This window comes from Streptococcus pseudoporcinus LQ 940-04 (assembly GCF_000188035.1).
GTDB lineage: Bacteria > Bacillota > Bacilli > Lactobacillales > Streptococcaceae > Streptococcus > Streptococcus pseudoporcinus.
Genome location: NZ_AEUY02000003.1, coordinates 119,604 through 142,100, shown reverse-complemented (window position 1 = coordinate 142,100; position 22,497 = coordinate 119,604). Strand labels below are relative to the sequence as shown.

At 36.8% G+C, this 22,497-nt stretch carries 26 protein-coding genes and 1 other annotated feature (1 of these 27 cut by a window edge); all 26 genes read right to left on the bottom strand.

Annotated features, from left to right (window positions below):
* Positions 1–42: 42 nt before the first annotated feature.
* Positions 43–564, bottom strand: coding sequence for a hypothetical protein (locus STRPS_RS01000; protein WP_037598861.1), 522 nt, complete (start codon positions 562–564; stop codon positions 43–45).
* A 44-nt stretch (positions 565–608) separates the two neighbouring features.
* On the bottom strand, positions 609–1,349 hold the full coding sequence (locus tag STRPS_RS00995; protein ID WP_007894134.1) for a glycoside hydrolase family 73 protein: 741 nt from the start codon (positions 1,347–1,349) through the stop codon (positions 609–611).
* Between the two features lie 137 nt (positions 1,350–1,486).
* On the bottom strand, positions 1,487–2,101 hold the full coding sequence (locus STRPS_RS00990) for a glycoside hydrolase family 73 protein (protein ID WP_007894139.1): 615 nt from the start codon (positions 2,099–2,101) through the stop codon (positions 1,487–1,489).
* Between the two features lie 87 nt (positions 2,102–2,188).
* Positions 2,189–4,141, bottom strand: coding sequence for a PTS fructose transporter subunit IIABC (locus tag STRPS_RS00985; protein ID WP_007894366.1), 1,953 nt, complete (start codon positions 4,139–4,141; stop codon positions 2,189–2,191).
* Positions 4,138–5,049: a 1-phosphofructokinase gene (pfkB, locus tag STRPS_RS00980; protein ID WP_007894071.1), complete on the bottom strand. Its 912-nt coding sequence runs from the start codon at positions 5,047–5,049 to the stop codon at positions 4,138–4,140. The genes STRPS_RS00985 and pfkB overlap by 4 nt, the downstream gene beginning before the upstream one ends.
* Complete coding sequence (locus STRPS_RS00975; RefSeq protein WP_255261103.1) at positions 5,046–5,762, bottom strand: DeoR/GlpR family DNA-binding transcription regulator; 717 nt, start codon at positions 5,760–5,762, stop codon at positions 5,046–5,048. The genes pfkB and STRPS_RS00975 overlap by 4 nt, the downstream gene beginning before the upstream one ends.
* Before the next feature lie 161 nt (positions 5,763–5,923).
* Positions 5,924–6,847 (bottom strand): 2-dehydropantoate 2-reductase, encoded by a 924-nt coding sequence (locus STRPS_RS00970; RefSeq protein WP_007894278.1) that lies wholly within the window; start codon positions 6,845–6,847, stop codon positions 5,924–5,926.
* A gap of 22 nt (positions 6,848–6,869) precedes the next feature.
* Positions 6,870–7,931 (bottom strand): PTS transporter subunit IIC, encoded by a 1,062-nt coding sequence (locus STRPS_RS00965; RefSeq protein ID WP_007894074.1) that lies wholly within the window; start codon positions 7,929–7,931, stop codon positions 6,870–6,872.
* A gap of 150 nt (positions 7,932–8,081) precedes the next feature.
* Entirely contained in the window at positions 8,082–9,071 is a 990-nt protein-coding gene (locus STRPS_RS00960) for an NAD(P)/FAD-dependent oxidoreductase (RefSeq protein ID WP_037598844.1), read from the bottom strand.
* A 6-nt stretch (positions 9,072–9,077) separates the two neighbouring features.
* Positions 9,078–9,806: a tRNA (guanosine(37)-N1)-methyltransferase TrmD gene (gene trmD, locus STRPS_RS00955; protein WP_007894386.1), complete on the bottom strand. Its 729-nt coding sequence runs from the start codon at positions 9,804–9,806 to the stop codon at positions 9,078–9,080.
* On the bottom strand, positions 9,796–10,314 hold the full coding sequence (rimM, locus tag STRPS_RS00950) for a ribosome maturation factor RimM (protein ID WP_007894398.1): 519 nt from the start codon (positions 10,312–10,314) through the stop codon (positions 9,796–9,798). Before rimM ends, trmD begins: the two co-directional genes overlap by 11 nt.
* A gap of 428 nt (positions 10,315–10,742) precedes the next feature.
* Complete coding sequence (locus tag STRPS_RS00945) at positions 10,743–12,086, bottom strand: LPXTG cell wall anchor domain-containing protein (RefSeq protein WP_007894142.1); 1,344 nt, start codon at positions 12,084–12,086, stop codon at positions 10,743–10,745.
* A gap of 151 nt (positions 12,087–12,237) precedes the next feature.
* On the bottom strand, positions 12,238–12,477 hold the full coding sequence (locus tag STRPS_RS00940; RefSeq protein ID WP_003082623.1) for a KH domain-containing protein: 240 nt from the start codon (positions 12,475–12,477) through the stop codon (positions 12,238–12,240).
* Between the two features lie 9 nt (positions 12,478–12,486).
* Positions 12,487–12,759: a 30S ribosomal protein S16 gene (rpsP, locus tag STRPS_RS00935; protein WP_007894285.1), complete on the bottom strand. Its 273-nt coding sequence runs from the start codon at positions 12,757–12,759 to the stop codon at positions 12,487–12,489.
* A gap of 179 nt (positions 12,760–12,938) precedes the next feature.
* Positions 12,939–13,547 (bottom strand): TVP38/TMEM64 family protein, encoded by a 609-nt coding sequence (locus STRPS_RS00930; protein ID WP_007894339.1) that lies wholly within the window; start codon positions 13,545–13,547, stop codon positions 12,939–12,941.
* Positions 13,540–14,766 (bottom strand): ABC transporter permease, encoded by a 1,227-nt coding sequence (locus STRPS_RS00925; RefSeq protein WP_007894370.1) that lies wholly within the window; start codon positions 14,764–14,766, stop codon positions 13,540–13,542. The genes STRPS_RS00930 and STRPS_RS00925 overlap by 8 nt, the downstream gene beginning before the upstream one ends.
* A 12-nt stretch (positions 14,767–14,778) precedes the next feature.
* Positions 14,779–15,489, bottom strand: coding sequence for an ABC transporter ATP-binding protein (locus tag STRPS_RS00920; protein WP_007894164.1), 711 nt, complete (start codon positions 15,487–15,489; stop codon positions 14,779–14,781).
* The gene (locus tag STRPS_RS00915) at positions 15,489–16,757 is read right to left on the bottom strand and encodes an efflux RND transporter periplasmic adaptor subunit (protein WP_007894079.1); all 1,269 of its coding nucleotides are present in this window, start codon (positions 16,755–16,757) and stop codon (positions 15,489–15,491) included. The genes STRPS_RS00920 and STRPS_RS00915 overlap by 1 nt, the downstream gene beginning before the upstream one ends.
* A gap of 291 nt (positions 16,758–17,048) precedes the next feature.
* Positions 17,049–18,308: a uracil-xanthine permease family protein gene (locus tag STRPS_RS00910; RefSeq protein WP_007894050.1), complete on the bottom strand. Its 1,260-nt coding sequence runs from the start codon at positions 18,306–18,308 to the stop codon at positions 17,049–17,051.
* Positions 18,309–18,322: 14 nt separating this feature from the next.
* A complete protein-coding gene (pyrR, locus tag STRPS_RS00905) occupies positions 18,323–18,844 on the bottom strand; it encodes a bifunctional pyr operon transcriptional regulator/uracil phosphoribosyltransferase PyrR (RefSeq protein WP_007894276.1) in 522 nt (173 codons plus the stop codon).
* Between the two features lie 211 nt (positions 18,845–19,055).
* Positions 19,056–19,955: an RluA family pseudouridine synthase gene (locus STRPS_RS00900; RefSeq protein WP_007894148.1), complete on the bottom strand. Its 900-nt coding sequence runs from the start codon at positions 19,953–19,955 to the stop codon at positions 19,056–19,058.
* Between the two features lie 2 nt (positions 19,956–19,957).
* Positions 19,958–20,404 (bottom strand): signal peptidase II, encoded by a 447-nt coding sequence (gene lspA, locus STRPS_RS00895; RefSeq protein WP_007894373.1) that lies wholly within the window; start codon positions 20,402–20,404, stop codon positions 19,958–19,960.
* A 9-nt stretch (positions 20,405–20,413) separates the two neighbouring features.
* Positions 20,414–21,316, bottom strand: coding sequence for a LysR family transcriptional regulator (locus STRPS_RS00890; protein ID WP_007894104.1), 903 nt, complete (start codon positions 21,314–21,316; stop codon positions 20,414–20,416).
* A 177-nt stretch (positions 21,317–21,493) separates the two neighbouring features.
* Positions 21,494–21,787 carry a 50S ribosomal protein L27 gene (gene rpmA, locus STRPS_RS00885; protein ID WP_003082817.1) on the bottom strand — a complete coding sequence of 98 codons (294 nt, stop codon included), beginning with the start codon at positions 21,785–21,787 and terminating at the stop codon, positions 21,494–21,496.
* 26 nt (positions 21,788–21,813) lie between these two features.
* On the bottom strand, positions 21,814–22,137 hold the full coding sequence (locus STRPS_RS00880; RefSeq protein ID WP_007894094.1) for a ribosomal-processing cysteine protease Prp: 324 nt from the start codon (positions 22,135–22,137) through the stop codon (positions 21,814–21,816).
* A gap of 9 nt (positions 22,138–22,146) precedes the next feature.
* Complete coding sequence (rplU, locus tag STRPS_RS00875) at positions 22,147–22,461, bottom strand: 50S ribosomal protein L21 (RefSeq protein WP_003083229.1); 315 nt, start codon at positions 22,459–22,461, stop codon at positions 22,147–22,149.
* 33 nt (positions 22,462–22,494) lie between these two features.
* Positions 22,495–22,497: a sequence feature (ribosomal protein L21 leader region), on the bottom strand; it runs 71 nt beyond the window's last position.

Sequence of the window (22,497 nt, the reverse complement as noted above, 5' to 3'; positions counted from 1 at the left end):
ACCCATTATAGCATAGTTTCTCAGAATATTAAAGTAGGCTAGTTAGTACTTTTTCTGCGGATGTCGGTCAATAATTTCAGGATGGGCCAGTAAAGTTTTCTTACCTTTTTCTAATAAACGATAAGACCTCAATGAAAATTTTTGACCAAGACTCTCCTCAGTATACTCTTGCGAAATGGCCCTATCCAAGTCTGAACGTTTCATTTTAGATAGGCCCTTAAAACCTTTTTCTTTTAGGAATTCCTTTAATTGTAGAGCCGATATGTGTTTTAGAGAATCAAAAGCTGAATCAATGGCAACATAGTCATGAGCAATGAGCCAGGCTAATTCTTTATCAGCGTCAATCCCATAGGTTGTGTAGAAATATTTATGATGGGGACTCTCTGTTGTGTAAGTGCCAAAGCTAATGCGCCAAAGCATCACAATATGACCCGGTAAGAGGCCTTCTTTTGTTCTTATCATATTTCGCTTTGGAATGGGTTTTTGAATCAAATCCAATTCATATTTGGGATTAATGTAAGGTTTTTCAGGATGATTTTCGTAGGTTTCACTTATTGTTTTCATAAGCATATTATATCAAAAAAACACCCTAGGAGGGTGATTTTTATTTATCGGTTATACTTTAATGCTGCCCACGCGTGGTCAATCCTTAATGTTTCAGAGTCAGTATAAGAACCTCGGAATTGATTCCAAACAAGGTTAGTGGTATCAACTGTCGCAGTCGGTGCAGCTGCCGCAGGCTGAGAGCCAGGTGCTGGTGTAACCACATCATAAGCTGTCAAACCATAAGTTTGAATGATACTGTTAAGTTTTGCATTATAAGAAGTATCAGTCGCATATAAACCTGTCAGCGCTGCAGTTGCATCTTGGTAAGACAGTGTGTTTGAGCGATGTGCACCTGAATATAGAGGTGAACTTAATAAATTAGCGTAGTCATTCAAAGAATCAGCTATACTTGGATAAGCTCTAAAAGGTTGATCAATTTCGTAAGGGTTACCTTTACCATCATCTTCCCAAGTCTTCATAGTTACAGAGCCACCATTGTAAGCACCTTTAATGCCAAAAAAGTTATAGTATGGTGCTTGACTGAGACCTGACTGTCCGTTGCTTGATTCTAAAATGGCTTGAGCTATCATGACAGAGGCATACAAATCTCTTTCACTAGCTATTTGACTAGCCGTACCAGCAATTTCGTTAATAAAAGCTTGCGTTGGTCCAACTGCGAAGCTGTCGGCTTCTACTTTCTTTTCTTTGGGTGACGATTGTCCTACTGCAAAAATCGCCACTAATGCTACTAATGCAAAGATCCCCAGTAATAATTTTTTACCTTTCAACTTAAACTTAGTCATCGCTTCTTTAAATCCTTTTCTATTTCTTGAGTCGAATAATATTATAACACACTAATTTAGTATTTAACTACAAGAATGTCATATTTAAATGAGCTGATATAAAATTGTAGTCATATTGAAATATTTAACCTTATTATCTAAAATGGGTAATCAAACAAGGTCAACTGATAAGTTGAAATGATGTGATTCAGTTTTTGGTTATAACTAGTATCTGTTGCATAATGGCCAGTGAGAACTTGTGTTGCTTCTTCATAAGTCTGTGTCTGACTTTTATGTGTTCTCAGGTAAAGGGGATCTGACAAAACCTGAGCATAATCCTTAAAGCCATTTGTCCTTGTCCCATAGTGGCGAAACTTAGCATCTACCTTATAGAAGTTTCCTTTACCGTCATCTTCGTTTGTTGGTAGGATAATAGCTTTGCCATTATAAGTTCCTTTAATACCAAAAAAATTATAATAGGGCTTTTGGCTTAATTGTGACTGACCGTTGTTGGATTCCAATACGGCTTGGGCTAACATTACGGAAGTGTATAAATCATTTTTTTGAGCAATAAATTGAGCTGGCTTGGCAGCCTTTGACAAAAATAGGATTGTTTGGTTTCCTGCTACTTTTTTTATACTTTCTCTTTGCCCTTGTATCGTAAAAAAACTAATCATAAAACTGGTTAGCATTAAAGCTATCATACTTACTTGGAAATTTTGTTTCTTTTCTTTCTTGAATCTTGATTTTGGTCGATAATTCTTTTTAGCCATAGCTTACTTCCCTTATTGTACTTCTTTAAGTATAACAAAAAACTAGAACCTTAGCAGATTCTAGTTGCACTTAGACAGATGTCCTCATTAAAGTTTCTTACGAAGGGCACCAAATAATATCCCTGATACTAGGGCACCGATAGCCACAAACACAAGGTAAAGAATTGGGTTACTTGTTAAAGCAACAACAAAGATTCCACCATGGGGAGCCATTAATTTGATTCCTGCTAGACCAACAAGAGCACCTGTTAAAGCAGATCCTGCAATGAAACTTGGGATTGCACGCGCTGGGTCTGCCGCACCAAATGGAATTGCCCCTTCAGTAATAAAGGATAATCCCATTACGATGTTTGTGAGCCCTGACTCACGCTCTTCTTTTGTAAATTTATCTTTAAATAATAAGGTAGCTACAAATACTGCCAAAGGAGGGACCATTCCGCCTGCCATTACAGCAGCCATTACAACTGAGCCACCATTTGCAACTGTCGCCGCTAAGGTACCTGTACCAAAGACATAAGCCGCCTTGTTAACTGGTCCCCCCATATCTACAGCCATCATCCCACCAACTAGTAGGCCCATTAAGACTGCAGAGCTGCCTGATAAACCTTGTAAGAAATCATTTAATGCTGTATTGATTGCTGCCATTGGAATATTGACCAAAAGCATTAAGAAACCAGTGATTAGTACTCCAAGCAAGGGGTAAAGTAGAATTGATTTAATCCCTTCAAGTGATCGTGGCAAGCCAGACAGTAATTTACGAAGAAGTAAAATAATGCCACCTGCTAAGAAACCACCTACCAAGGCTCCTAAGAAACCAGAAGGTACTCCTGCTAAGGCTAGAGATTTTTCACCACCTGCAGCAAAAGCAACTTTGCCAAAGGCTAAACCATTTGAAGCAATAGCACCAGCTACAAAACCAGCAACTAAACCAGGCTTCTCAGCAATGGAATAAGCGATGTAACCTGCTAAAACTGGTAGCATGAATGAAAAGGCTGCACCACCGATATTTTTAAAGATAGCCGCTATTTCATGATAAGATCCCAAATTTCCCAACTGGTCTTTCGGAACTCCTAAGAGATTATCTAGTAGGAAGGCGATAGCAATCATGATCCCTCCACCAATAACGAATGGTAGCATCTGTGAAACCCCACCCATCAGGTGTTTGTAAAATGCTCCGCCAAAGCTTGCCTTTTCTTCAGAGACTTTCACTTGCTTACTATCATTCTTAGCTTGGTAGACCTTTGCTTGATTATCTAAAATGATTGAAATAAGCTCTTCACTTTTTTTAATGCCATCAGCAACAGGTCGTAATACCAGAGGTTTTCCATCAAAACGGTCCATCTCAACAGCTTTGTCAGCAGCTACGATAACACCTTTCGCTTCTTTAATATCTTCTGCCCTTAAACGATTAGCGACACCAGAGGCACCATTGGTTTCAACTTTAATAGCTACACCCATTTGGGCTGCCTGTTTTTTAAGAGCTTCTTCAGCCATATAGGTATGTGCGATACCAGTGGTACAAGCTGTAACAGCAACAATAAACTCTGAATTGGAAGAGCCTGCTACAGGTGCTTCTTCTACCTGCTCTTTTTCAGAAGCGTCAAACAAGACAATGACATCTTCGGGACTTTCCACAGCTCTTAACTTATCGGCAAAGCCATCTTTCAAGAGATATTGAGATAGTTGTGCTAGTGCTGCAAGATGGGTATCATTTGCACCATCAGGTGCAGCAATCATGAAGAACAAATCTGTTGCTTGACCATCAAGCGACTCATAGTCTAAACCATTAGCTGATTTAGCAAATAAAACACTCGCTTCACGCACCGCATTATTTTTACTGTGCGGCATTGCAATACCGTCACCTAAGCCAGTAGATGTCTGTGCTTCACGTGCCATAATACCAGCCTTAAATGTATCAAAATCTGAAACCACGTTTTTAGCTACTAAACGCGAGATCATCTCATCAATAGCACTTTCCTTGCTATTAGCTTTTAGATCTAAAATCATTAAATCTTTTTTCAACAAATCTTGTATCTTCATCTTTTTTCTACCTCAACTTTTTGATAAGTTTCTTCTATAAAATTACTTGTTGCCAAATCATCTGAGAAAGCTGTAGCTGTCCCACAAGCAACTCCCCACTTCAAGGCTTCGATAGGATTTTTTGTTCTTACAAATTGACCAGTAAAACCAGCTACCATTGAGTCACCTGCACCTACAGAATTCTTCACAGTTCCTTTAATAGGTTTAGCAAAATAAGAAGCATCTTGTGTTACCAATAAGGCTCCATCACCAGCCATTGAAACAATAACATTTTGAGCACCCCTATCGATAAGCTTACGAGCGTAAGTTTCGACATCATCAAGTCCTTTTAAGCTAGTCTTAAAAATAGCTTCAAGTTCATGATTATTAGGCTTAACAAGCAAGGGATGGTAAGCAAGAGCATCTAATAAAGTCTGACCTTCAAAATCACAAATAATCTGTGCCCCAGCTGATCTTACAATTGGGATAAGCTCATTATAAATAGTATTGCCAAGGTTAGAAGGCGCTGACCCAGCAAAGACTACCGTATCATTGTCAGAAAGTTTGGATAAAGCTTCTTTCATAGCTTGAAGTTCGAAATCACTGATTTCAGGACCAGCTCCATTAATCTCCGTCTCAAGATCAGATTTAATCTTAACATTAATCCGTGTGTCTTCCTTAACAGGAATAAAATTGGTTATGATTTGTTCTGATCTTAAACTTTCTTCAATAAATTGACCAGTAAAACCACCTATAAAACCAGTAGCAATATTATCAATATCTAGCCTTTGTAAGATGCGACTAACATTTATTCCTTTACCTCCTGCAAATTTATCGTCACTAGCCATACGGTTAACTGAACCCGTTTCCAGGTGGTCAATTCTGACGATAAAGTCAATCGAAGGATTGAGTGTTACTGTATAAATCATACTTCAATCACCTTTGTTTTTTCTTTTATTTTTGTCAACAGAAGACTTTTAGATACTTCTGTTATTAAACAGGCATCTTCAATGGGAGCTACTTTAACAAAGGACACCTGTCCTACCTTTGAAGAATCTGCAAGAACATAGGACATTTTCGCATTAGAAAGAATAGTCCTTTTAATGACCGCTTCCTCCATATCAGGAGTGGTCAGATAAAAGTTATCAAGTCCATTCATTCCCAGAAAAGCTTTATCAAAGTTCATTTGTTGAATTTGCTCTAAAGCCACATTACCAATGCTTGCGTCCGTTGTCTGTTTTACAAAACCACCAATAATAATCGTTTTAATCTTCCTATCCACTAGCTTGGCAGCATGATGAATTGAATTCGTAACAACGGTTACATTTTTTGGGAAGAGTTGAGAAATCAAAAACTCTGTTGTTGTACCTGCATCAATGAAAATAACATCGTTATCATGGATAAACTCCGCAGCTTTTTTAGCTAACTTCTGTTTACTTTGACTGTTTTTGATAGATTTTTCTGAATTTGATAATTCTTCCTGAAGCGACGGAAACAATTCCGCCCCACCATGAACCCGATGAAGTTTGCCTTCTGCTTCAAGCTCATCTAAATCGCGCCTGACAGTTGATTCTGAAGAGTCTAACTCTCGCATTAAATCTTCTAAAGCAACAAAACGGTCTACCAGAATGCGTTCCATAATCTTCTGTTTTCGTTTTGATTTGAGGATAATATCACCACTTTCTGTAATCGGTTACATATAAATTATACCTTATTTATTGTCAAAGTCAAGCACAATCTATCAAATTCTTTCATCTGGCTGCAAAAAGAAGACCAGCTTAAAACTGGTCTTGTAAAGAATTCTTATTTAATTTTTAAAATTTCTTCTTTGGCATGTACAAGTTGTGTAATTAAACGACAATATGGTGTATCAATTCCCAATTTTTCACCTTTGGTATTAACTGCCCCATTGATAAAATCAATTTCTGTTAAACGATGGTTTTGAACTAAGTCTTGATGCATTGATGGGTAATGATGAGCAGCCTTCACAGAAGTATCCATGACGTATTTAGTGATTTCTTCTTCATTTAGACTAACCCCTTCTGCTTCTCCCACAGTTACAAATTCGTGGATAATCTCATGAACCATTTTTAGACCGTCTTCACTAGCAAATAATTCACCAATAGTACAATCTAATAGGGCACAAGTAGAGTTCATTGTTCCATTGACACATGCTTTGCGCCAAATATTTGGAAGAACATTTTCGTCATAGGTAGCATATAATTTTGCTTCTGTTAACATATCTGCAACTTGACGGCCCGCTTCTTGATTTTCAGAATCCATACTTTGTAAGTTTAAGGCACCCACACCTTGTAAATGAGCATGCCCTGGACCTTCAAGTCCTGCTGTCCAAACAGTAACACCCATCAAAATATTATGAACTGGAATATACTGACGAATAACATCTTCATGACCAAGTCCATTTAATAAGCAAAGCACTTTCGTTTCTTTACCAATAATACCTTTAATATCTTGTAGCATTTGCGGTAACTGCATAGCCTTAGTAAAAAGAATAATAAGGTCTGCTTCTTGTGTCGCTTCAGTCGGCTTCATGATAGGAAGCTTGACGGTTTCTTCCACATCACCAGATATTTTCAAACCATTTTCTTTAATGGCATTAATATGATCTTCCCAATTATCTAAAAGGATAACATCATTTTTTGTTTTAGAAATTTGGTAACCAAAACGGCAACCCATAGCTCCTGATCCAGCAATATAAACTAACATTGTAATCTCCTTTATCTCTTTTTTATCCTTCAAATACAAAGATATCTTCTTTGTAAAGTTTAAGAATATCCTTACAGATTTTATGTGCTACAAATCCAACACCAAATGGAATAAGAAACCAAGCCAAAATGATAATAAGAATGCTACTTCCACCAGCTAATGAAGCAATGGGACCTACAGCCCCTACAAGGCCAAAACCTGACGATGCTGGAGTACCAACCAAATTGAATAAGGGCACAGTTAATGATGAAATTGCTGCTGTAATCACCATTGGAATAGCCATAATAGGATGTTTCAAAAAGTTAGGCATCATCATTTTCATAGCTCCTAAAGCAATAGCAATAGGGACACCTGATTTGTTAACTTTTAGAGTAGCCCAAACAAGAACTGCTGCGGTTGCTGCAATTCCCATTGATGCTGCTCCAGCTGCCATGCCATTTAGTCCGACTGCTAAACCAATCGCAACTGTTGAAATTGGACTAACAATTAATAATGCAAAAGCCATTGCAATTAAGATTGACATCACTATTGGTTGAAGTGTTGTAAAGGAGTTAATACCTTGTCCAATTAAAGTTGTCACATACGAAACATAAGGCAATAATTTCCAGCCAATAAAACCAACACCAGTTCCAATCGTAATTGGTAAAAGAATGATTGTTAAGGAACCAAACTTATTGCCAAACCATTTAACAGCCAAGACAGCTAGACTCGCTGTAATCATCATATTAATAAGGTCACCAATTCCTCTAAGTTGGAAGGAGCCGACTGTTGCCCCTTTTTGAACAACTTCAGAGTATACCCAGGCACCTGAACCAATATAAGCTGCTCCTCCAACAGCTAATTGCTGCATCGGATTAAACTTAAACTGCTGGCCAATGAGAAAACCTGCCATAATCGGTGTGAAGAATTGGAATACTTGTACAATATGTAAAAATTCAGCAGCTGTTGTATTAGGCAATAGTGGCTTTAAAAAGGTTGCTAAAATGGCATTTGGGATAAGCGCCACGACGATAGCCGTGGCTGTACCAGCCAGTACTTTATTCATAAAAGTACTAAATGTTTCTTTAGTTGTTGTCATTTCCATGACCTCTCTTCATTTTATAATCTTATAGTGTGAAATCCATCACATTTACTAGTTAATTATATCACATAGAAAGTGGTTTGTAGTCCTACCTAAAAAAATAATACCCATGGTTTTTTTTATAGTTCCATAGGTATTATTTATAGTTTATTATTAATCAATTAAAGATGTAGAATGAACGACACGGTTATCTCTATCTGGGTAAATATAATTAATGGCTTGATTTACTGCAATTGGCGCTTCACCAAAACCTGTTGCTATTAAATCAACTTTTCCTTCATACTGTGCTGCATCTCCTACTGCAAAAATACCTTTTTGACTTGTTTCAAAAAGATGAGAAACATTAATACTTGTTCTTTTGAAATCTAAGTCCCAATTCTTAAGGTTCTTATTTGATGTTGAGAAGCCATAACTGACAATCAGAGCATCCATATCAAGTGTCATTTGCTCTTTATCTTTAACCTTTTGGATAACCAATTGATTGGCTCGGCCATTATCACCCAGGAGAGCACTTGGAACATATGGGGTTAAAATATTCACTCCAGAGGCCTTTAAAAGCTCAACACTATGTTCATGCGCTCGGAAAGCATCTCGGCGATGAACTAATGTGACACTCTCTGCTAAGCCATAAAGCGCTAAAGCCCAATCAACTGCAGAATCACCACCTCCACAAATGACTATTTTCTTCCCAGCAAACTGATCTAATTTATGGACATTATAATAAATATTGTCATCAGCATACTCTTCTTCACCATCTAGACCTAGTTTTCTCGGTGAAAAAGCCCCGTTTCCACAAGCGATAATAATCGCTTTCGTCCTACGCTCTGCTTTATTAGTCTTTATGGTAAAGCCATCTTCTGTTTTCGTAAATAATTGAACTTCTTCTTTCAAACAAACACTTATGCGGTCATCAAATCGACTAATTTGTTTGATTAAATTATCCGTAAGTTCAGCCCCAGTCAAGGCCGGAATAGCAGGAATATCATAAATAACTTTTTCTGGATAGAGAATAACTGGTTGACCGCCTAGCTCAGACAAACTTTCAATAATGTTAACTGTCATTCCCCGTAAGCCAGCATAAAATGCTGTGAATAGCCCTACTGGACCTCCACCAATAATGGTAATATCATATTGTGTTTCGATGACGTATCACTCCTTTACCTTAATATCTTCTTTTATCTTCTGTAAAAGCTTTGCTTCTTCTTCAGTCATCTCATAATTTTCAAGCAAGTCTGGTCGTCTTAAATAGGTTTTGCGTAAACTTTCCTCAAGTCGCCAGAGTCGAATTTTCTCGTGATGGCCACTCATTAAAACATCTGGAACCGTCATTCCCCTAAAGTCATAGGGTCTTGTATACTGTGGGTATTCTAAGAGTCCGGAAGAAAAAGAATCATCCTGGTGACTTGCTTCTTTGCCAATAACATTGGGAATCAAACGAACAGTGGCATCTATCATTGTCATGGCTGCTAGCTCTCCCCCAGTCAGAACAAAATCACCAAGAGAAATTTCATCTGTCACCAAGGCTTTAATACGCTCATCGTAACCTTCATAATGACCACAGATAAAAATTAATTCTTCTTCTTGGGATAACTCTTCGGCATAAGCCTGGCTAAATGGTTTACCTGCTGGATCTAATAAAATAACTCGAGGATTTTTTCCTTCAATCGTTGCGAGAGTATCATAGACAGGCTGAGCACGTAGTAACATCCCCTGTCCACCACCATAGGGCTCATCATCAACATGTCTCGCTTTTTCAGCCTTTTCCCTAAAATTATGATAGTAAATCTCTAATAAACCTTTTTCACAAGCCTTCCCCACAATTGACGAGGAAAGAGGAGTGAACATTTCTGGAAAAAGCGTTAGAATATCAATCTTCATCGTCTAAACCTTCCATGATATCAACTTCTACCCGATGGTGTTCTAAATCAACATTGAGGATAACCGGAGGGATATAAGGTAATAAGAGGTCCTTTTTCCCTTTTCGTTTAACAACCCAGACATCGTTAGCACCAGGTTGTAAAATTTCTTTCACTTGCCCAATTAACTGGTTTCCTTCATACACATCTAAGCCAATGATTTCGTGATAGTAGAATTCATCTTTAGGCAAATCACTCAGGTGACTTTCAGATACTTTTAGGGTAAAGCCCTTATATTTTTCAATAGCATTAATGTGGTTATGCTCTTTAAATTTGATAATATCAAAGTTCTTCTGCTTGCGGTGACTAGCTATTTCAACATTAGTCACAAATTGATTCTTATCATCAAAAAGAGCTAATACAGAGCCTTTCTGAAAACGTTCATCAGCAAAGTCACTGACAGATAAGACACGCATCTCACCTTGTAAACCTTGGGTATTTACAATTTTACCAACATTAAAAAATTCCATTATTACTCCTGCATTATATTCTTGTTTGATTTCACAAAATCACTAATACTTTTTCTATTTTAACACCTTGGAACTAATTTTGCACCCTTAATGATAAGTTTTAAAGAGAAATTCTTTTTTCCAAGAATTAACATTATAAACGCTTGTGCTTTGCCTAGTCAATCTCTGCTTAAGTCAGCATTAAAAATAGTTCACATTAGAAAAACGACTCTTTCTTAAAAAAGCTAATGCCTACGATGAACTCAATCTCAAACTTGATATCTTCAAATGACACCGTCATACCACTCCTATTGTTCCCTCGCGTAAGAACTATCTCATATAGCCATATTATATGACCAAGACACTTACTGTTAAAACTCATAAAAAAAGTTCTCAGCTAATCTCTGAGAACTTAATCGTAAAGACAATATAATTTTTTTCTGATAACTTTATTTTAACCGTTTTTGATACTTCTTAGCTAATAATAAAATTGCAGCTAGACCGACACTAATAAGACCAACCAATGACAAAAGGGATACAGCTTTCTCTCCTGTTTGGGGTAGGCTACCTTTTGTTTTCCGGTCCTGATTCTTTTTATTTGGAGACTTTTCATCTTGGTGTCTAGTCTTTGTTGGCTTTACCATCTCCTGCTTTTCTACAACTTGCTTTTGTTTATCAGCTAAGCCAAGACCTTTATCTTTGGATTCTTCTTTTTTAGGATAGTCACCTTCATCAACAGGATTTATCCGAGTTGGGGTCTGCTTTCTTTGTTGATCACTTCGTAGGTAGGCGCTAATCGTATTTCCTGGTGTAACATCATGCATAACAATACCATTAACAGCAAATTGGTAGAAAGCACCCTCCATTAATTTATCTGTAAAAATAGCCTGCCCATTTGCATCCGTTAGCAATTCAGCAACTTTTTGGCCAAGAACATTCTTTACACTAACTAATTGATTTGGTATGGCTTGACCTTCTTCATCTCTTACGGTAATTGTTAAAGGATTCTTTGTATATTGAGGTGCCTTTTTGCCGATTTCATTAAGATAAAAAGCTGTAGCTCTCTCAGCGCCTGCTTGGTCAGTTCTCACAGTGTAGGCCTTATCATCACCAAGAACACGGACACTAATATTTCGTGAAAGAGGCAGTCCTTCAAATCTTGCTTTCCCATCTTTATCACTGACTTGAGTTCCTAATTTTTCTGCTTTGCCATCAGTAATATCAAATAATTCAACTGTCTTACCTTCTATAACATGGCCATTTTTTCCCAAAATGACAGCAGTAAAATTAAAACTTTCCCCTGTTTTTGATTTTAATGAGGTCTCAGGCAAAGTGACAGCCACTGACTTTCCTGGTATCGTTTCCCCAACAGTTGTTTCTTGGCTTGAAGCTTTAGCCGTAAAACTAGCTCCTATTTTAGAACCAGCTTCATTAGTCCTGAGGTTATATTGCTGCGTAAGACCATCAACAGATACACTTAGGTTACGATTGATAGGTAAGTTTGAAAATACTGCTTGTCCTGAAGAATCTGACAGACTGCTTGCAATAACTGTATTATTAGGATCCACTGTATCTCGTACCTCAACAACCTTGCCTGATAGAGTATTACCATTAGCATTTAAGATAGTTGCAACAAAAGAAAAAGACGTTTCTTTAGGTGTAAGAACCGTTGAAGTCAGACTGCTTGTATCCGCATAAACTGCTTCATTTGGTAGGGAAACAGCTGTAAGCAACAAGGTTGAGGCCGCAACTGCACTTAGTAAATGTTTTGAATTAAACATATCATTTTTCATGATGTCTCCTTTCAATATACTTAACCAGTTAAGTATATTGTTAAAAATAATAAACCGGTTAAGGTTTTCCCTTTGATTCTATCACTAATCCTCCTCAAGGTCAATAGCAAAAAAGCCTTCAGACTAAATAATCTGAGGACTTTAGAATGCTTTACTTCTCATCAATGACAAGTCTAACCTTTTTTCCTTGTGTTGGAACCGAATAAACAATCGATCTTATCGCTGTAATGGTACGACCTTTTTTTCCGATAACACGACCGATGTCTTGGGCATCCAAGTCAAGATGGTACTCTAGGAAATCTGGAGTATCTTCAATTTTAATAGTAAGATTGTCTGGTTGTGAAATCAAAGGTTTCACAATGGCGATAATAAGATTTTCAATGGTATCCATAGGCTTTTATTATTTTGAGAATTTTTGTTGGTGGAATTTAGCCATAACACCTTCTTTTGAAAGAATGTTACGAACTGTATCTGAAGGTTGTGCTCCTTTTGCTAACCAATCAAGAATACGATCTTCTTTTAAAGTGACTTGATTTTCAGCGATTAGTGGATTGTATGTTCCAACTGTTTCAATGAAGCGACCATCACGAGGTGAACGTGAATCTGCAATGTTAATACGGTAGAAAGGTTTTTTCTTAGAACCCATACGAGTCAAACGGATTTTTACTGCCATTTTATACTATCTCTTTTCTTTAATGTTATTGTTTTAAGGAGAAATAAGGACTGTTATTTCTCACTTTTTTAGTATACTACTCTTTTTTTGTACTGTCAAGTTTTTTTCTTGACAATACTCTTTTTGATATTTCTAAAAGTACAGAAAAACGCAAATAAACTACCGATATTATGAAATTATTAGAATAAATGACCTAATAATTTCCCGCCATATATCCAAAAATAACTATAGGTTAATATCGAAATAGGGCGACAAATAATAATAATCATTAAGAAACGGCGGAAGCTGATCTGACTAAGTCCTGTAATCATAATCATAATATCAGCTGGAGCCATGGGCGACGCCATATTCATGATGAAAAAACGTTCATAAGTTTTAGTAGCAAGTTTCTTTTCGTAGTCCCTTATTTTCTTGTCATCTATAAATAAGGCAATAAAAGGTTTACCATATACTCTGACAAGTAAGAATAAAAAGACCGAACCTAAAACAATTCCAATCACATTCAGAGCAAATCCTAATAGGGGTCCAAAAGTTAGAAAGCCTACAACCGTGGTTACTCCTCCAGGAACAATAGGAACAATAACTTGAAAAATTTGAAGACAAAAGAAGACAAGCGATCCCCAAAAGAGATGATCTTTAATCATCTGAGATAATACTTTCGGATTATGAAAAATATCTAAATCCTTAACGAGGTAAAAAATAAAGAGGATGGATAAAATAATAGACAACACCCCAATTATTTTAAATAGTTTTTTTAAGCTATCATGTCTTAGTCCATATTTACTCATATCTTAAAGCCTCTATCGGATCAAGTTTACTTGCCTTATTTGCAGGTAGAAGACCAAAAATAATTCCTATTGTTGCAGAGAATAAAATAGCAATAAGGGCCACATTAATTGAAACAGCTGCGCCTTTTAATTTCATCAGATTGCCTAATCCACCGACAACACTTAAAGCCAAAAGTAAGCCGATTATACCTCCTAAGATAGTTAAGACTATAGATTCAATCAAAAATTGTGTCAAAATTTTTCCTCGTGTAGCACCGAGTGCCTTTCTCAAGCCAATCTCTCGTGTTCTCTCTGTAACAGAAACCAACATGATATTCATGACCCCGATACCTCCTACTAACAACGATATACCGGCAATCGATCCAATAACTGTCGTCATAATAGTAAACTGATTATTTATGTTATTGATAAGGGCACTATTGTCGGGAATGGTATACCTTCCATCTTTGACATGAGAAAGGTCAGTTAACATTTTAGCGGCTTTTTTTCCAAGCTCTGTACTTCTTTTGACATCAGTGACATGGATATAAATTTGACCAACTTCATTAATGTTAAATTCAGAGGCAACTTGGGTGTTTGACATCACTGATTCGCCTATTTCCATACCAGCTACCGAAATAGCAGGTATATCAGATTTATAGACCCCAACAACTAAGTAATCTTTATCATTAACTGTGACCACCTTATTTAAAGCTTTACTATAATTATTTAAGCCGAATAATTTATTTGATAGGTTCGTATCAATAACGATTATTCTTGAAAAATTTCTGTAATCTTTATCAGTTAATTGTCTTCCGGCAACAATGTCATATTTTTTAATTTTGAAGTAATCTTTACTTGCTCCTATTATGTTAACATCTTTCATCTTATTCTTACCGAATGCAATAGTAGCATTTGTGTTATTTGTCACATAATAAGAATCGATACCGTCATTATTCTTTACAATTTGTTCTAACCATTCTTTCTTGACCTTGTTAGTATCTTCTTGAATAGATAAACTTGCATAAGGGCTATCATTCTTTTCATCATCGGACTTAAAATATAGACGAACTTCTTTTTGATTGTTTGCAAAGGAATCAGTGACACTGTTTTTCATCGCATCTCCCAATCCCATGATAATAACAACAGCTGAAACACCAATAATAATGCCTAGCATGGTCAACAAGGACCTCATTTTATGCCCCCAAATAGAACTGAGAGCAAATTTCCAATTTTCCATTTCAATGTCTCCCTAGTCTATACGAACACAATCCGTAGTATCAGCAGTAATTTCGCCATCGCGAATAACAATTTTTCTTGTCGCAAAATCTGCAATATCAGGTTCATGCGTCACCATAATAATGGTTTTTCCTTCACGATTAAGTTCCGTCAAAAGCTCCATAATTTGTTGCCCCGTTTTAGTGTCTAGAGCCCCTGTCGGTTCATCTGCTAGAATAATTGAGGGATTATTAACCAAGGCACGCGCAATAGCAACCCGTTGTTTTTGCCCACCTGACAGCTCTGATGGTAAGTGCTTCATTCTTGTATGAAGCTCAACTTTTTCTAAAAACTGTCGTGCCAACTCTCTTCTTTTTGTAACGCCTACACCTGAATAAATGAGTGGTAATTCAACATTTTGCAAAGCATTTAACCTGGAAAGAAGGAAAAATTGTTGAAAGACAAATCCAATTTCTTTGTTTCTGACAGCCGCTAATTTTCGATCGCTGAGTTGGTCAACTTCATTACCGTTTAGCCAATAATCACCCTCTGTCGGTCTATCTAATAAACCAATGATATTCATCAAGGTAGATTTACCAGATCCAGATGGACCCATTATAGCCACAAACTCACCTTCTTGAACTTCTAAATGAATTCCTTTTAAAACTTGAAGTTCCTGATAGCCATTTTGGTAACTTTTAGAAATATTTGTCAACTTGATCAGTTTATTTTTAGTTTCTACCACTATTGATTCACCTCGGATTCTTTGGAGTTTTCCCCCTTACTATTAACTTTAGATTTAACATTTTTAAGTTTTTCCCCATTTTTTATATGAGCATTTGGATTAGAAATAACCAACTGACCAACCTTTAATCCTGTTAAAATTTCTTGGCTCTTAGCATCTGCATTTCCTAGAGTAACCTCTGTCTTAGTGGCTTTAGAGCTAGAATTATCATAAGTCCAAACATATTGTTTTCCATCTTCTTTAAAAATAGCGCTAATAGGAACCAAAATGTGTTTTGTTTCGTTAACAACTTCGACTGAAACAGAAAAGCCTTGTTTTAATTGATCCAAAGGACTAGTAATTTCTACTTTATAATCATAACTTGCAGCAGAGGAGGCTGTTGTCCCTTGAGATAATTCGTTAGAAGCATCATTTTTAGCATTTGGATAGTTTGAGATATAGGAAATTTTACCATCCCATGTTTTGTCAGTGTAAACTTTTGACTTAATTTTAACTTTTTGTTCAGGTTTTATAGTCGCTAAATCATACTCCGTTAACTGACCTTTGACCTGTAACTGTCCTTCTGAAACAACATGAACTAAAGTTTGACTATTTTTAGCAGATGGATCAACATCATTATTAACTTCAACGACTGTACCATCATGGCTACTTGTAACAACTGTTTGATTTAAGGCCTGCTGAGCCTTTGTCACTTCTGCTTGCGCATCTGCATAAGCATCATTTAAATCTTGCAATTGCTGATTGTAACTAGCATTGGTTTCTTGTAAGGGTTGTTGAAGAGAGCTTTGACCGCTATTACTTGCAGCTCCACTAGTTTCTTGACTAGCATTTTCCGATAGCTGGGCGGAAGCCATAGGTCTGCCGTAGGTTTGTAAATAATTAATTTGGCGACCAATTTTATTCAGATTTCGGTTTGCTGTATCATAAGCTGCTTGTGCAGTGGTTGTGTTATATTGTACTAGTTGTTGTCCCTTACTGACTTTATCCCCAACTTTTACAGTTACTTGTGCGTCACTCCCCCTTGATTGATCAAAATAAATATACTCTTCTGTTAAAGCTTTCACTGTCCCAGAAAGTAAAGTTGTTGAAGAAATGGTTCCTTCTTTTACATTTACAGCAGAATAATCTGACTTACTTTTTTTACTGGCTAGTTGGCTCTTTCCTTGTATATATAAAAATCCACCAATTAAGACAAGTGTTGCAACTGTTACTCCTGCAATGATTTGTTTAGTTTTTTTAGTCATTTGACTATTTTTTCTTTTCACCATCCTAATCCCCTTTGTTTATTGTATTAATTATATAAGACAAGTATAAAAGCTTTCCTACTACTTGTCAAGCTAACACTATATTTTTCTCAAAATATCATTTCTTTGAGATATATTCTAATATAACAAGTAATAAGGGACTTTTCACTTACATTTCTGTAAGAAAAAAACTAACCAAGAAAATGGTTAGCTTATCTAAATAGTCTGTTATGAGTTATAGTCCTTAATAAGATTGTGAGTATTCTGTCATCACTACCATAGATACCCTAGCTAATTCACTGACGTTTATAATCCTTATTTTTCAGGTAAAACTTGATATAAGATAATTCCTAATAGTGTTGAAAAAGCAACTCCAGAAATTTGAAGACCATTCACTTGCAACATCAAACCACCAATACCAGATACTAAAATAACACTAGTCATTAAAAGATTTTTCTTATTATCCATATCAACTTTTGATTCAATTAGAATTTTTAGGCCGCTTGAGGCAATAACCCCAAAGAGGGCGATGGAAATCCCTCCAATAACAGGATCTGGAATGGATTGAATCAAGGCTGAAACTTTCCCTATAAAACTCAGTAAAGCAGCAATTACGGCAGCTCCTGCAATAACATAGACTGAGAAAATTTTATTTAAAGCCATAACTCCGATATTTTCACCATATGATGTTACAGGAGGAGCCCCTAAAAATCCAGCAATAATTTGAGCAAGCCCATCACCAGTCAGAGTCTTATCTAAGCCTGGATCTTTAAAATAATCACGGTTGGTTAAGCTATTCAAAACCATGACATGCCCAAAATGCTCTGTCATTGTAACAAAGGCAATTGGAGCCATTGTGAGGATCGCACTTGGATACAATTTAAAGCCATACGATAAGAATGGAATTGAAAGGCTAGGAAGACTAAACCATTTGGCTTGGGCTACCTGTGTGAAATTGATGATTTCCTGTCCGGTCACAAGTCCAACAAGCAAAGTAAAGATATAACCTACTAATAAGCCCAGTAAAATGGGAATAATAGCAATGATGCCTTTGCCATAGATATTGAAGAAAATAACTGCTAAGAGTGTAACCATACCAATAAGCAGATAAAGTAAATCGTATTTACCATCCTTTAGCATAACACTATTTACAGCTGTTGTTGCTAAACTCAAGCCAATAACCATCACAATTGGTCCCACAATTACCGGCGGCAAAATCCTATCAATCCATTTATTTCCGACAGCTTTTACTATCAAAGCAACAATGAGGTAGACCAGGCCGCCTGTTATTGCTCCTTGAGCAACAGCCCCGATACCGTCTGTTTTCATCAACATTTGCATTGCTGCAATATAAGCAAAACTAGAGCCCATATAAGCAGGGATTTTAAATTTTGTTACACTTAAGTGGGCTAAAGTTCCCAGACCACTTGACAAAAGAGCAACGGACGGATCGATACCAACCAAGATAGGAACAAGAACCGTTGCACCAAACATAGCAAATAAATGCTGAAATGAGAGACCAAAAAGGAGACCCGCCTTTGGCATTTCCTCTACATCATACAAAACATCCTTCATTTTTACCCCTTTTCTTATGATGGATCAATAATACTAACGCGGTCTTGCCCATCAACTTCAACCACTTCAACAACAATTTCTTCCACACTACTGGTTGGAATATTTTTACCAACATAATCTGCACGTATCGGCAACTCTCGGTGCCCACGATCAACTAAAACAGCTAAACTAACACGCGCTGGTCTTCCTAAACTCACCAGATTATCAATCGCTGCTCGAATCGTCCTCCCTGTATAGAGAACGTCATCAACTAAGATCACATTTTTACCACTGATATCAACTGGCATGGAAGTGGTGTTTTCTTCCACTTTAACATCATCACGAAAGGATTTAATATCCAGTTCACCAATTGGTAAGCTAATGCCCTCAAGCTGTTCAAGTCTCTCTTGAATACGTCGTGCTAAGTGGACACCACGTGTTTTGATACCTGCTAAAACAATATTATCTAATTGTTTATTGCGTTCTATAATCTCATATGTAATCCGGGTAATCGCCCGTTTCATGGTCAATTCATCGACAATCTCTTTTGTTTTCATTTTTTCCTCCTAAATAGTGCAACAAAAAAATCTCCTCAAACAAGGAGATCCTACAAAATAATAGCATACAAGAAAAAGCATGCATTTCTGTCTTGACGGTCTCCTTGACAGCCTCACAGGACTGTTTTAAAGGAATATCGAATTTCTAACAGTATAGCAAAATACCAATCGAAAAACAAGTTAATTTTTATTTTTTTTAGGAATAGTGACCCTATTTGTGAGCCTCTTGTCTTAATTGCTCTAACCTTTTTAAAAAAATAGCCGGCGGCTCCGCTGAAAAGGTCATTAATTCACCCGAAGAGGGGTGAGTCAAACCTAAGGTTTGGGCATGTAAAAATTGGCCATTACCCTTCAAGGTTTTACGTGGCCCATATAAAGGATCGCCTGCTACCGGATGACCGATATAAGCCATGTGAACTCTGATTTGGTGAGTTCGCCCAGTTTCGAGACTCAACTCAAGAAGGGTGTAATCACCAAATCTTTCTAAAACCGTAAAACGGGTTACAGCGTCCTTACCTTTTACAGTAACAGATTGTTTCTTACGATCTTTCTCGCTTCTACCAATCGGAGCTTCAATCATGCCTCGATCGTTTGGTAAATTGCCATGCACAATAGCCAAATAGTTACGTAAGGATTTTTTTGCTTTTAATTCTTCAGCTAAGACTTGATGAGCTTTATCATTTTTAGCAACCATCAATAAACCAGAAGTATCTTTATCAATTCGGTGGACAATACCCGGTCTAACCACCCCGTTTATAGAAGATAGATCTTTAATATGGTACATAAGAGCATTAACTAAAGTACCAGAGGAATGGCCGGCTGACGGATGAACAACCATCCCTTGCGCTTTATTAATAATTGCCAAATCACTATCCTCATAAATAATATCAATAGGTAAATTCTCAGCTTGATAGTCTAAAACTTCTTCTTCTGGAAGTTGATAGGTAATATTATCCCCACTCTTAACATTATATTTAGCTTTGACAGCTTGGCCATTGACCAAAACCAACCCTTTTTTTATCTGTTCATTAGCCTGACTGCGTGATAAATCGGTAGTCTCTGCTAATGCCTTATCCAGACGAAGGCCAGCCTCTTTTATTATAACTTTCATTTTCAATCTTCCTTCCATAAGATAAGTACTAACATTAGAACACCAAGAGATAAATAAGAATCTGCAAGATTAAAAATAGCAAAATTCATAAAATCTAAGTGAATCATATCCACTACATAACCTAAGCGTAGACGATCACTAAAATTACCAATTCCACCAGAAATAATCAAAATAAGGGCAAATTCTTTCAGGATAGGCATTTTTTTAGCCCTTAAATAGTAAACAATAGCAAAGCCAATAACTACAATTGTCATAAGAGCAAAAAACCATTGTTGATTTTGCAAGATTGAAAAGGCAGCTCCGCGATTCTGCAAATAAGTCAAACTAAGAACTCCAGGAATAAATGGTCTAACATCACCTAAGGCAATATGACCGACAATCCACCATTTACTGACTTGGTCTAAGATAATAAGGCCTGAACTGACCAGTAATAATTTAATAAATTTCATGTTTTCTTTCTACTGATAACTCTTTAAATAATCCTTCAATAAAGCAATAAAAGCTAAGGCAGCCGGCGATAAATGACGATCTTTACGTTTAACATATACCATTTTATTGTCCAAATGGTTAGTTACAGGAATAACTTTTATAGCATTAACAGATGCTTGATCAATATAACCAGAACCTGTTGCAAAAGCATTGGTTCGTTCTAAGATGCCATTTAATGTCGCTCGATCAGTCACATTGTAGATGGTCTCCGTCTCATTTATATTAACAAAATTTTCAGAATAATAGAGGTACTCATCCTTTTCCTGTGTAAATTTGACAATAGGATAGCCCTCTAGTTCTTCAATCATGAGGCTCTTTTTATGAGCTAAGGGATGGTGTTGACCTAAATAAACGTGTGTTTGAAAGTTGTCTAATTCAATGAACTCTAATCCTAGCTTTTCCATCCGTTGAAAAAGCCCCTTGCGATTTTGCAAGTTTAGGTAGATAATTCCAATTTCACTATTTGCCTGTGCCACTTCATCCAAAATTTGGATTGTTGTCGTTTCAAATAAACGTAAACGCCTATGTCCTTTATTTTTTTCTGCAAATTCGGCAATGATAGGTGCTAAAAAATCATAATGTTGACTGGCAAGTGAGAACTCATTTTGATCGTATTCCGCTTCGGAAAATTGTTTTTCAAAGGAATCAAAACACTTCACTACTTCCAATGCTTTTTCGTAGAAAAGAAGGCCCTGGCTGGTTAAGACAGTACCTGTTGTCGTTCTATTAAAAATTTTAAAGCCCAATTCTTCTTCTAAGTCTTTGATAGAAACCGATAGGCTTGGCTGGCTAACATATAGTTTACTGGCTGCTTCACGAAAAGTTCCGTTATTAGCAATAGCAACTACGTATCGTAATTGTTGAATGTTCATTATTTCAATCCTTTTTTCCTGTACCTGCTATTATACCATAAAGCACACTATAAAGGCATCTATTAGTAAACTAATCCTCTCACAAGTTTAGCCATCACGCTAAACAAAGTAAGCAGTCTCTTAAACTTTAGCAAATAAAAAACTCTCTATCTAAGCAGAGAGTTTTTTTAATCATAGTTATTTAGCAACTGGGTATACAGATACTTGACGTTTGTCACGGCCTTTACGCTCAAAACGTACAACCCCTTCAACTTTAGCAAAAAGGGTATCATCTCCACCGCGGCCTACGTTTACACCTGGATAGATGTGAGTACCACGTTGGCGGAAAAGAATTGAACCACCTGATACAGTTTGTCCGTCAGCTGCTTTAGCTCCTAGACGTTTAGCTTGTGAGTCACGTCCGTTTGATGTAGAACCTCCACCTTTTTTGTGGGCGAAAAGTTGCAAGTTAGCAAGATTCATTTTTAACATAATGTTGTTTCCTCTCTTAAAATTCATTAGATGACTTCTGTATGGACAAATTCCGAAGAATTCTCAGACAGATTGGTCATTCCTAGAAGAAATGATTCAAATAGTAATTGAACATTCTCTTGATTGTCATGGGGAAATGAAATTTTCATATACCCCCCCTCAACCGAATCGACATCAATGTCGGCAGCAACAGTGGTAAATACTTCTAAAGAATTAATGAAATTAATAGCTAGTGTACTAACTGATGCGCAAACAATATCAAAGCCATAGTCACCGCTACCAGCATGGCCAGTCAGCGTCACACTGTTCAATGAACCATCTTGATGGCGAGTAAAAATTGCTTTAATCATGTGGTGAGATTATGCGTTGATAGCGTTGATGACAACTTTAGTGTAAGGTTGACGATGACCTTGTTTACGGTGGCTACCTTTTTTAGGTTTATACTTGAAAGTAACTACTTTCTTTTGTTTACCTTGTTTTTCAACAGTACCAACTACAGTAGCTCCTTTAACAACTGGAGTACCAACTACAGTTTTGTCACCACCTACAAGAACAACTTCGTTAAAAGTTACTTCTGCGCCAGCTTCTGCGTCAATTTTTTCAACGTAGATTGCTTGACCTACTTCAACTTTAACTTGTTTTCCACCAGTTTTGATGATTGCGTATGTGCTCATGATGCACCTCCTATTATTATTTTTACGAGGTTTCCC

What these genes read in the sequence shown, in the direction of transcription:
- STRPS_RS01000 (WP_037598861.1), bottom strand. Translation starts at nt 564, where the DNA reads ATGAAAACAATAAGTGAAACCTACGAAAATCATCCTGAAAAACCTTAC.
- STRPS_RS00995 (WP_007894134.1), bottom strand. Translation starts at nt 1,349, where the DNA reads ATGACTAAGTTTAAGTTGAAAGGTAAAAAATTATTACTGGGGATCTTT.
- STRPS_RS00990 (WP_007894139.1), bottom strand. Translation starts at nt 2,101, where the DNA reads ATGGCTAAAAAGAATTATCGACCAAAATCAAGATTCAAGAAAGAAAAG.
- STRPS_RS00985 (WP_007894366.1), bottom strand. Translation starts at nt 4,141, where the DNA reads ATGAAGATACAAGATTTGTTGAAAAAAGATTTAATGATTTTAGATCTA.
- pfkB (WP_007894071.1), bottom strand. Translation starts at nt 5,049, where the DNA reads ATGATTTATACAGTAACACTCAATCCTTCGATTGACTTTATCGTCAGA.
- STRPS_RS00970 (WP_007894278.1), bottom strand. Translation starts at nt 6,847, where the DNA reads ATGTTAGTTTATATTGCTGGATCAGGAGCTATGGGTTGCCGTTTTGGT.
- STRPS_RS00965 (WP_007894074.1), bottom strand. Translation starts at nt 7,931, where the DNA reads ATGGAAATGACAACAACTAAAGAAACATTTAGTACTTTTATGAATAAA.
- trmD (WP_007894386.1), bottom strand. Translation starts at nt 9,806, where the DNA reads ATGAAGATTGATATTCTAACGCTTTTTCCAGAAATGTTCACTCCTCTT.
- rimM (WP_007894398.1), bottom strand. Translation starts at nt 10,314, where the DNA reads ATGGAATTTTTTAATGTTGGTAAAATTGTAAATACCCAAGGTTTACAA.
- STRPS_RS00945 (WP_007894142.1), bottom strand. Translation starts at nt 12,086, where the DNA reads ATGAAAAATGATATGTTTAATTCAAAACATTTACTAAGTGCAGTTGCG.
- STRPS_RS00940 (WP_003082623.1), bottom strand. Translation starts at nt 12,477, where the DNA reads ATGGATACCATTGAAAATCTTATTATCGCCATTGTGAAACCTTTGATT.
- rpsP (WP_007894285.1), bottom strand. Translation starts at nt 12,759, where the DNA reads ATGGCAGTAAAAATCCGTTTGACTCGTATGGGTTCTAAGAAAAAACCT.
- STRPS_RS00930 (WP_007894339.1), bottom strand. Translation starts at nt 13,547, where the DNA reads ATGAGTAAATATGGACTAAGACATGATAGCTTAAAAAAACTATTTAAA.
- STRPS_RS00925 (WP_007894370.1), bottom strand. Translation starts at nt 14,766, where the DNA reads ATGGAAAATTGGAAATTTGCTCTCAGTTCTATTTGGGGGCATAAAATG.
- STRPS_RS00915 (WP_007894079.1), bottom strand. Translation starts at nt 16,757, where the DNA reads ATGGTGAAAAGAAAAAATAGTCAAATGACTAAAAAAACTAAACAAATC.
- STRPS_RS00910 (WP_007894050.1), bottom strand. Translation starts at nt 18,308, where the DNA reads ATGAAGGATGTTTTGTATGATGTAGAGGAAATGCCAAAGGCGGGTCTC.
- pyrR (WP_007894276.1), bottom strand. Translation starts at nt 18,844, where the DNA reads ATGAAAACAAAAGAGATTGTCGATGAATTGACCATGAAACGGGCGATT.
- STRPS_RS00900 (WP_007894148.1), bottom strand. Translation starts at nt 19,955, where the DNA reads ATGAAAGTTATAATAAAAGAGGCTGGCCTTCGTCTGGATAAGGCATTA.
- lspA (WP_007894373.1), bottom strand. Translation starts at nt 20,404, where the DNA reads ATGAAATTTATTAAATTATTACTGGTCAGTTCAGGCCTTATTATCTTA.
- STRPS_RS00890 (WP_007894104.1), bottom strand. Translation starts at nt 21,316, where the DNA reads ATGAACATTCAACAATTACGATACGTAGTTGCTATTGCTAATAACGGA.
- rpmA (WP_003082817.1), bottom strand. Translation starts at nt 21,787, where the DNA reads ATGTTAAAAATGAATCTTGCTAACTTGCAACTTTTCGCCCACAAAAAA.
- STRPS_RS00880 (WP_007894094.1), bottom strand. Translation starts at nt 22,137, where the DNA reads ATGATTAAAGCAATTTTTACTCGCCATCAAGATGGTTCATTGAACAGT.
- rplU (WP_003083229.1), bottom strand. Translation starts at nt 22,461, where the DNA reads ATGAGCACATACGCAATCATCAAAACTGGTGGAAAACAAGTTAAAGTT.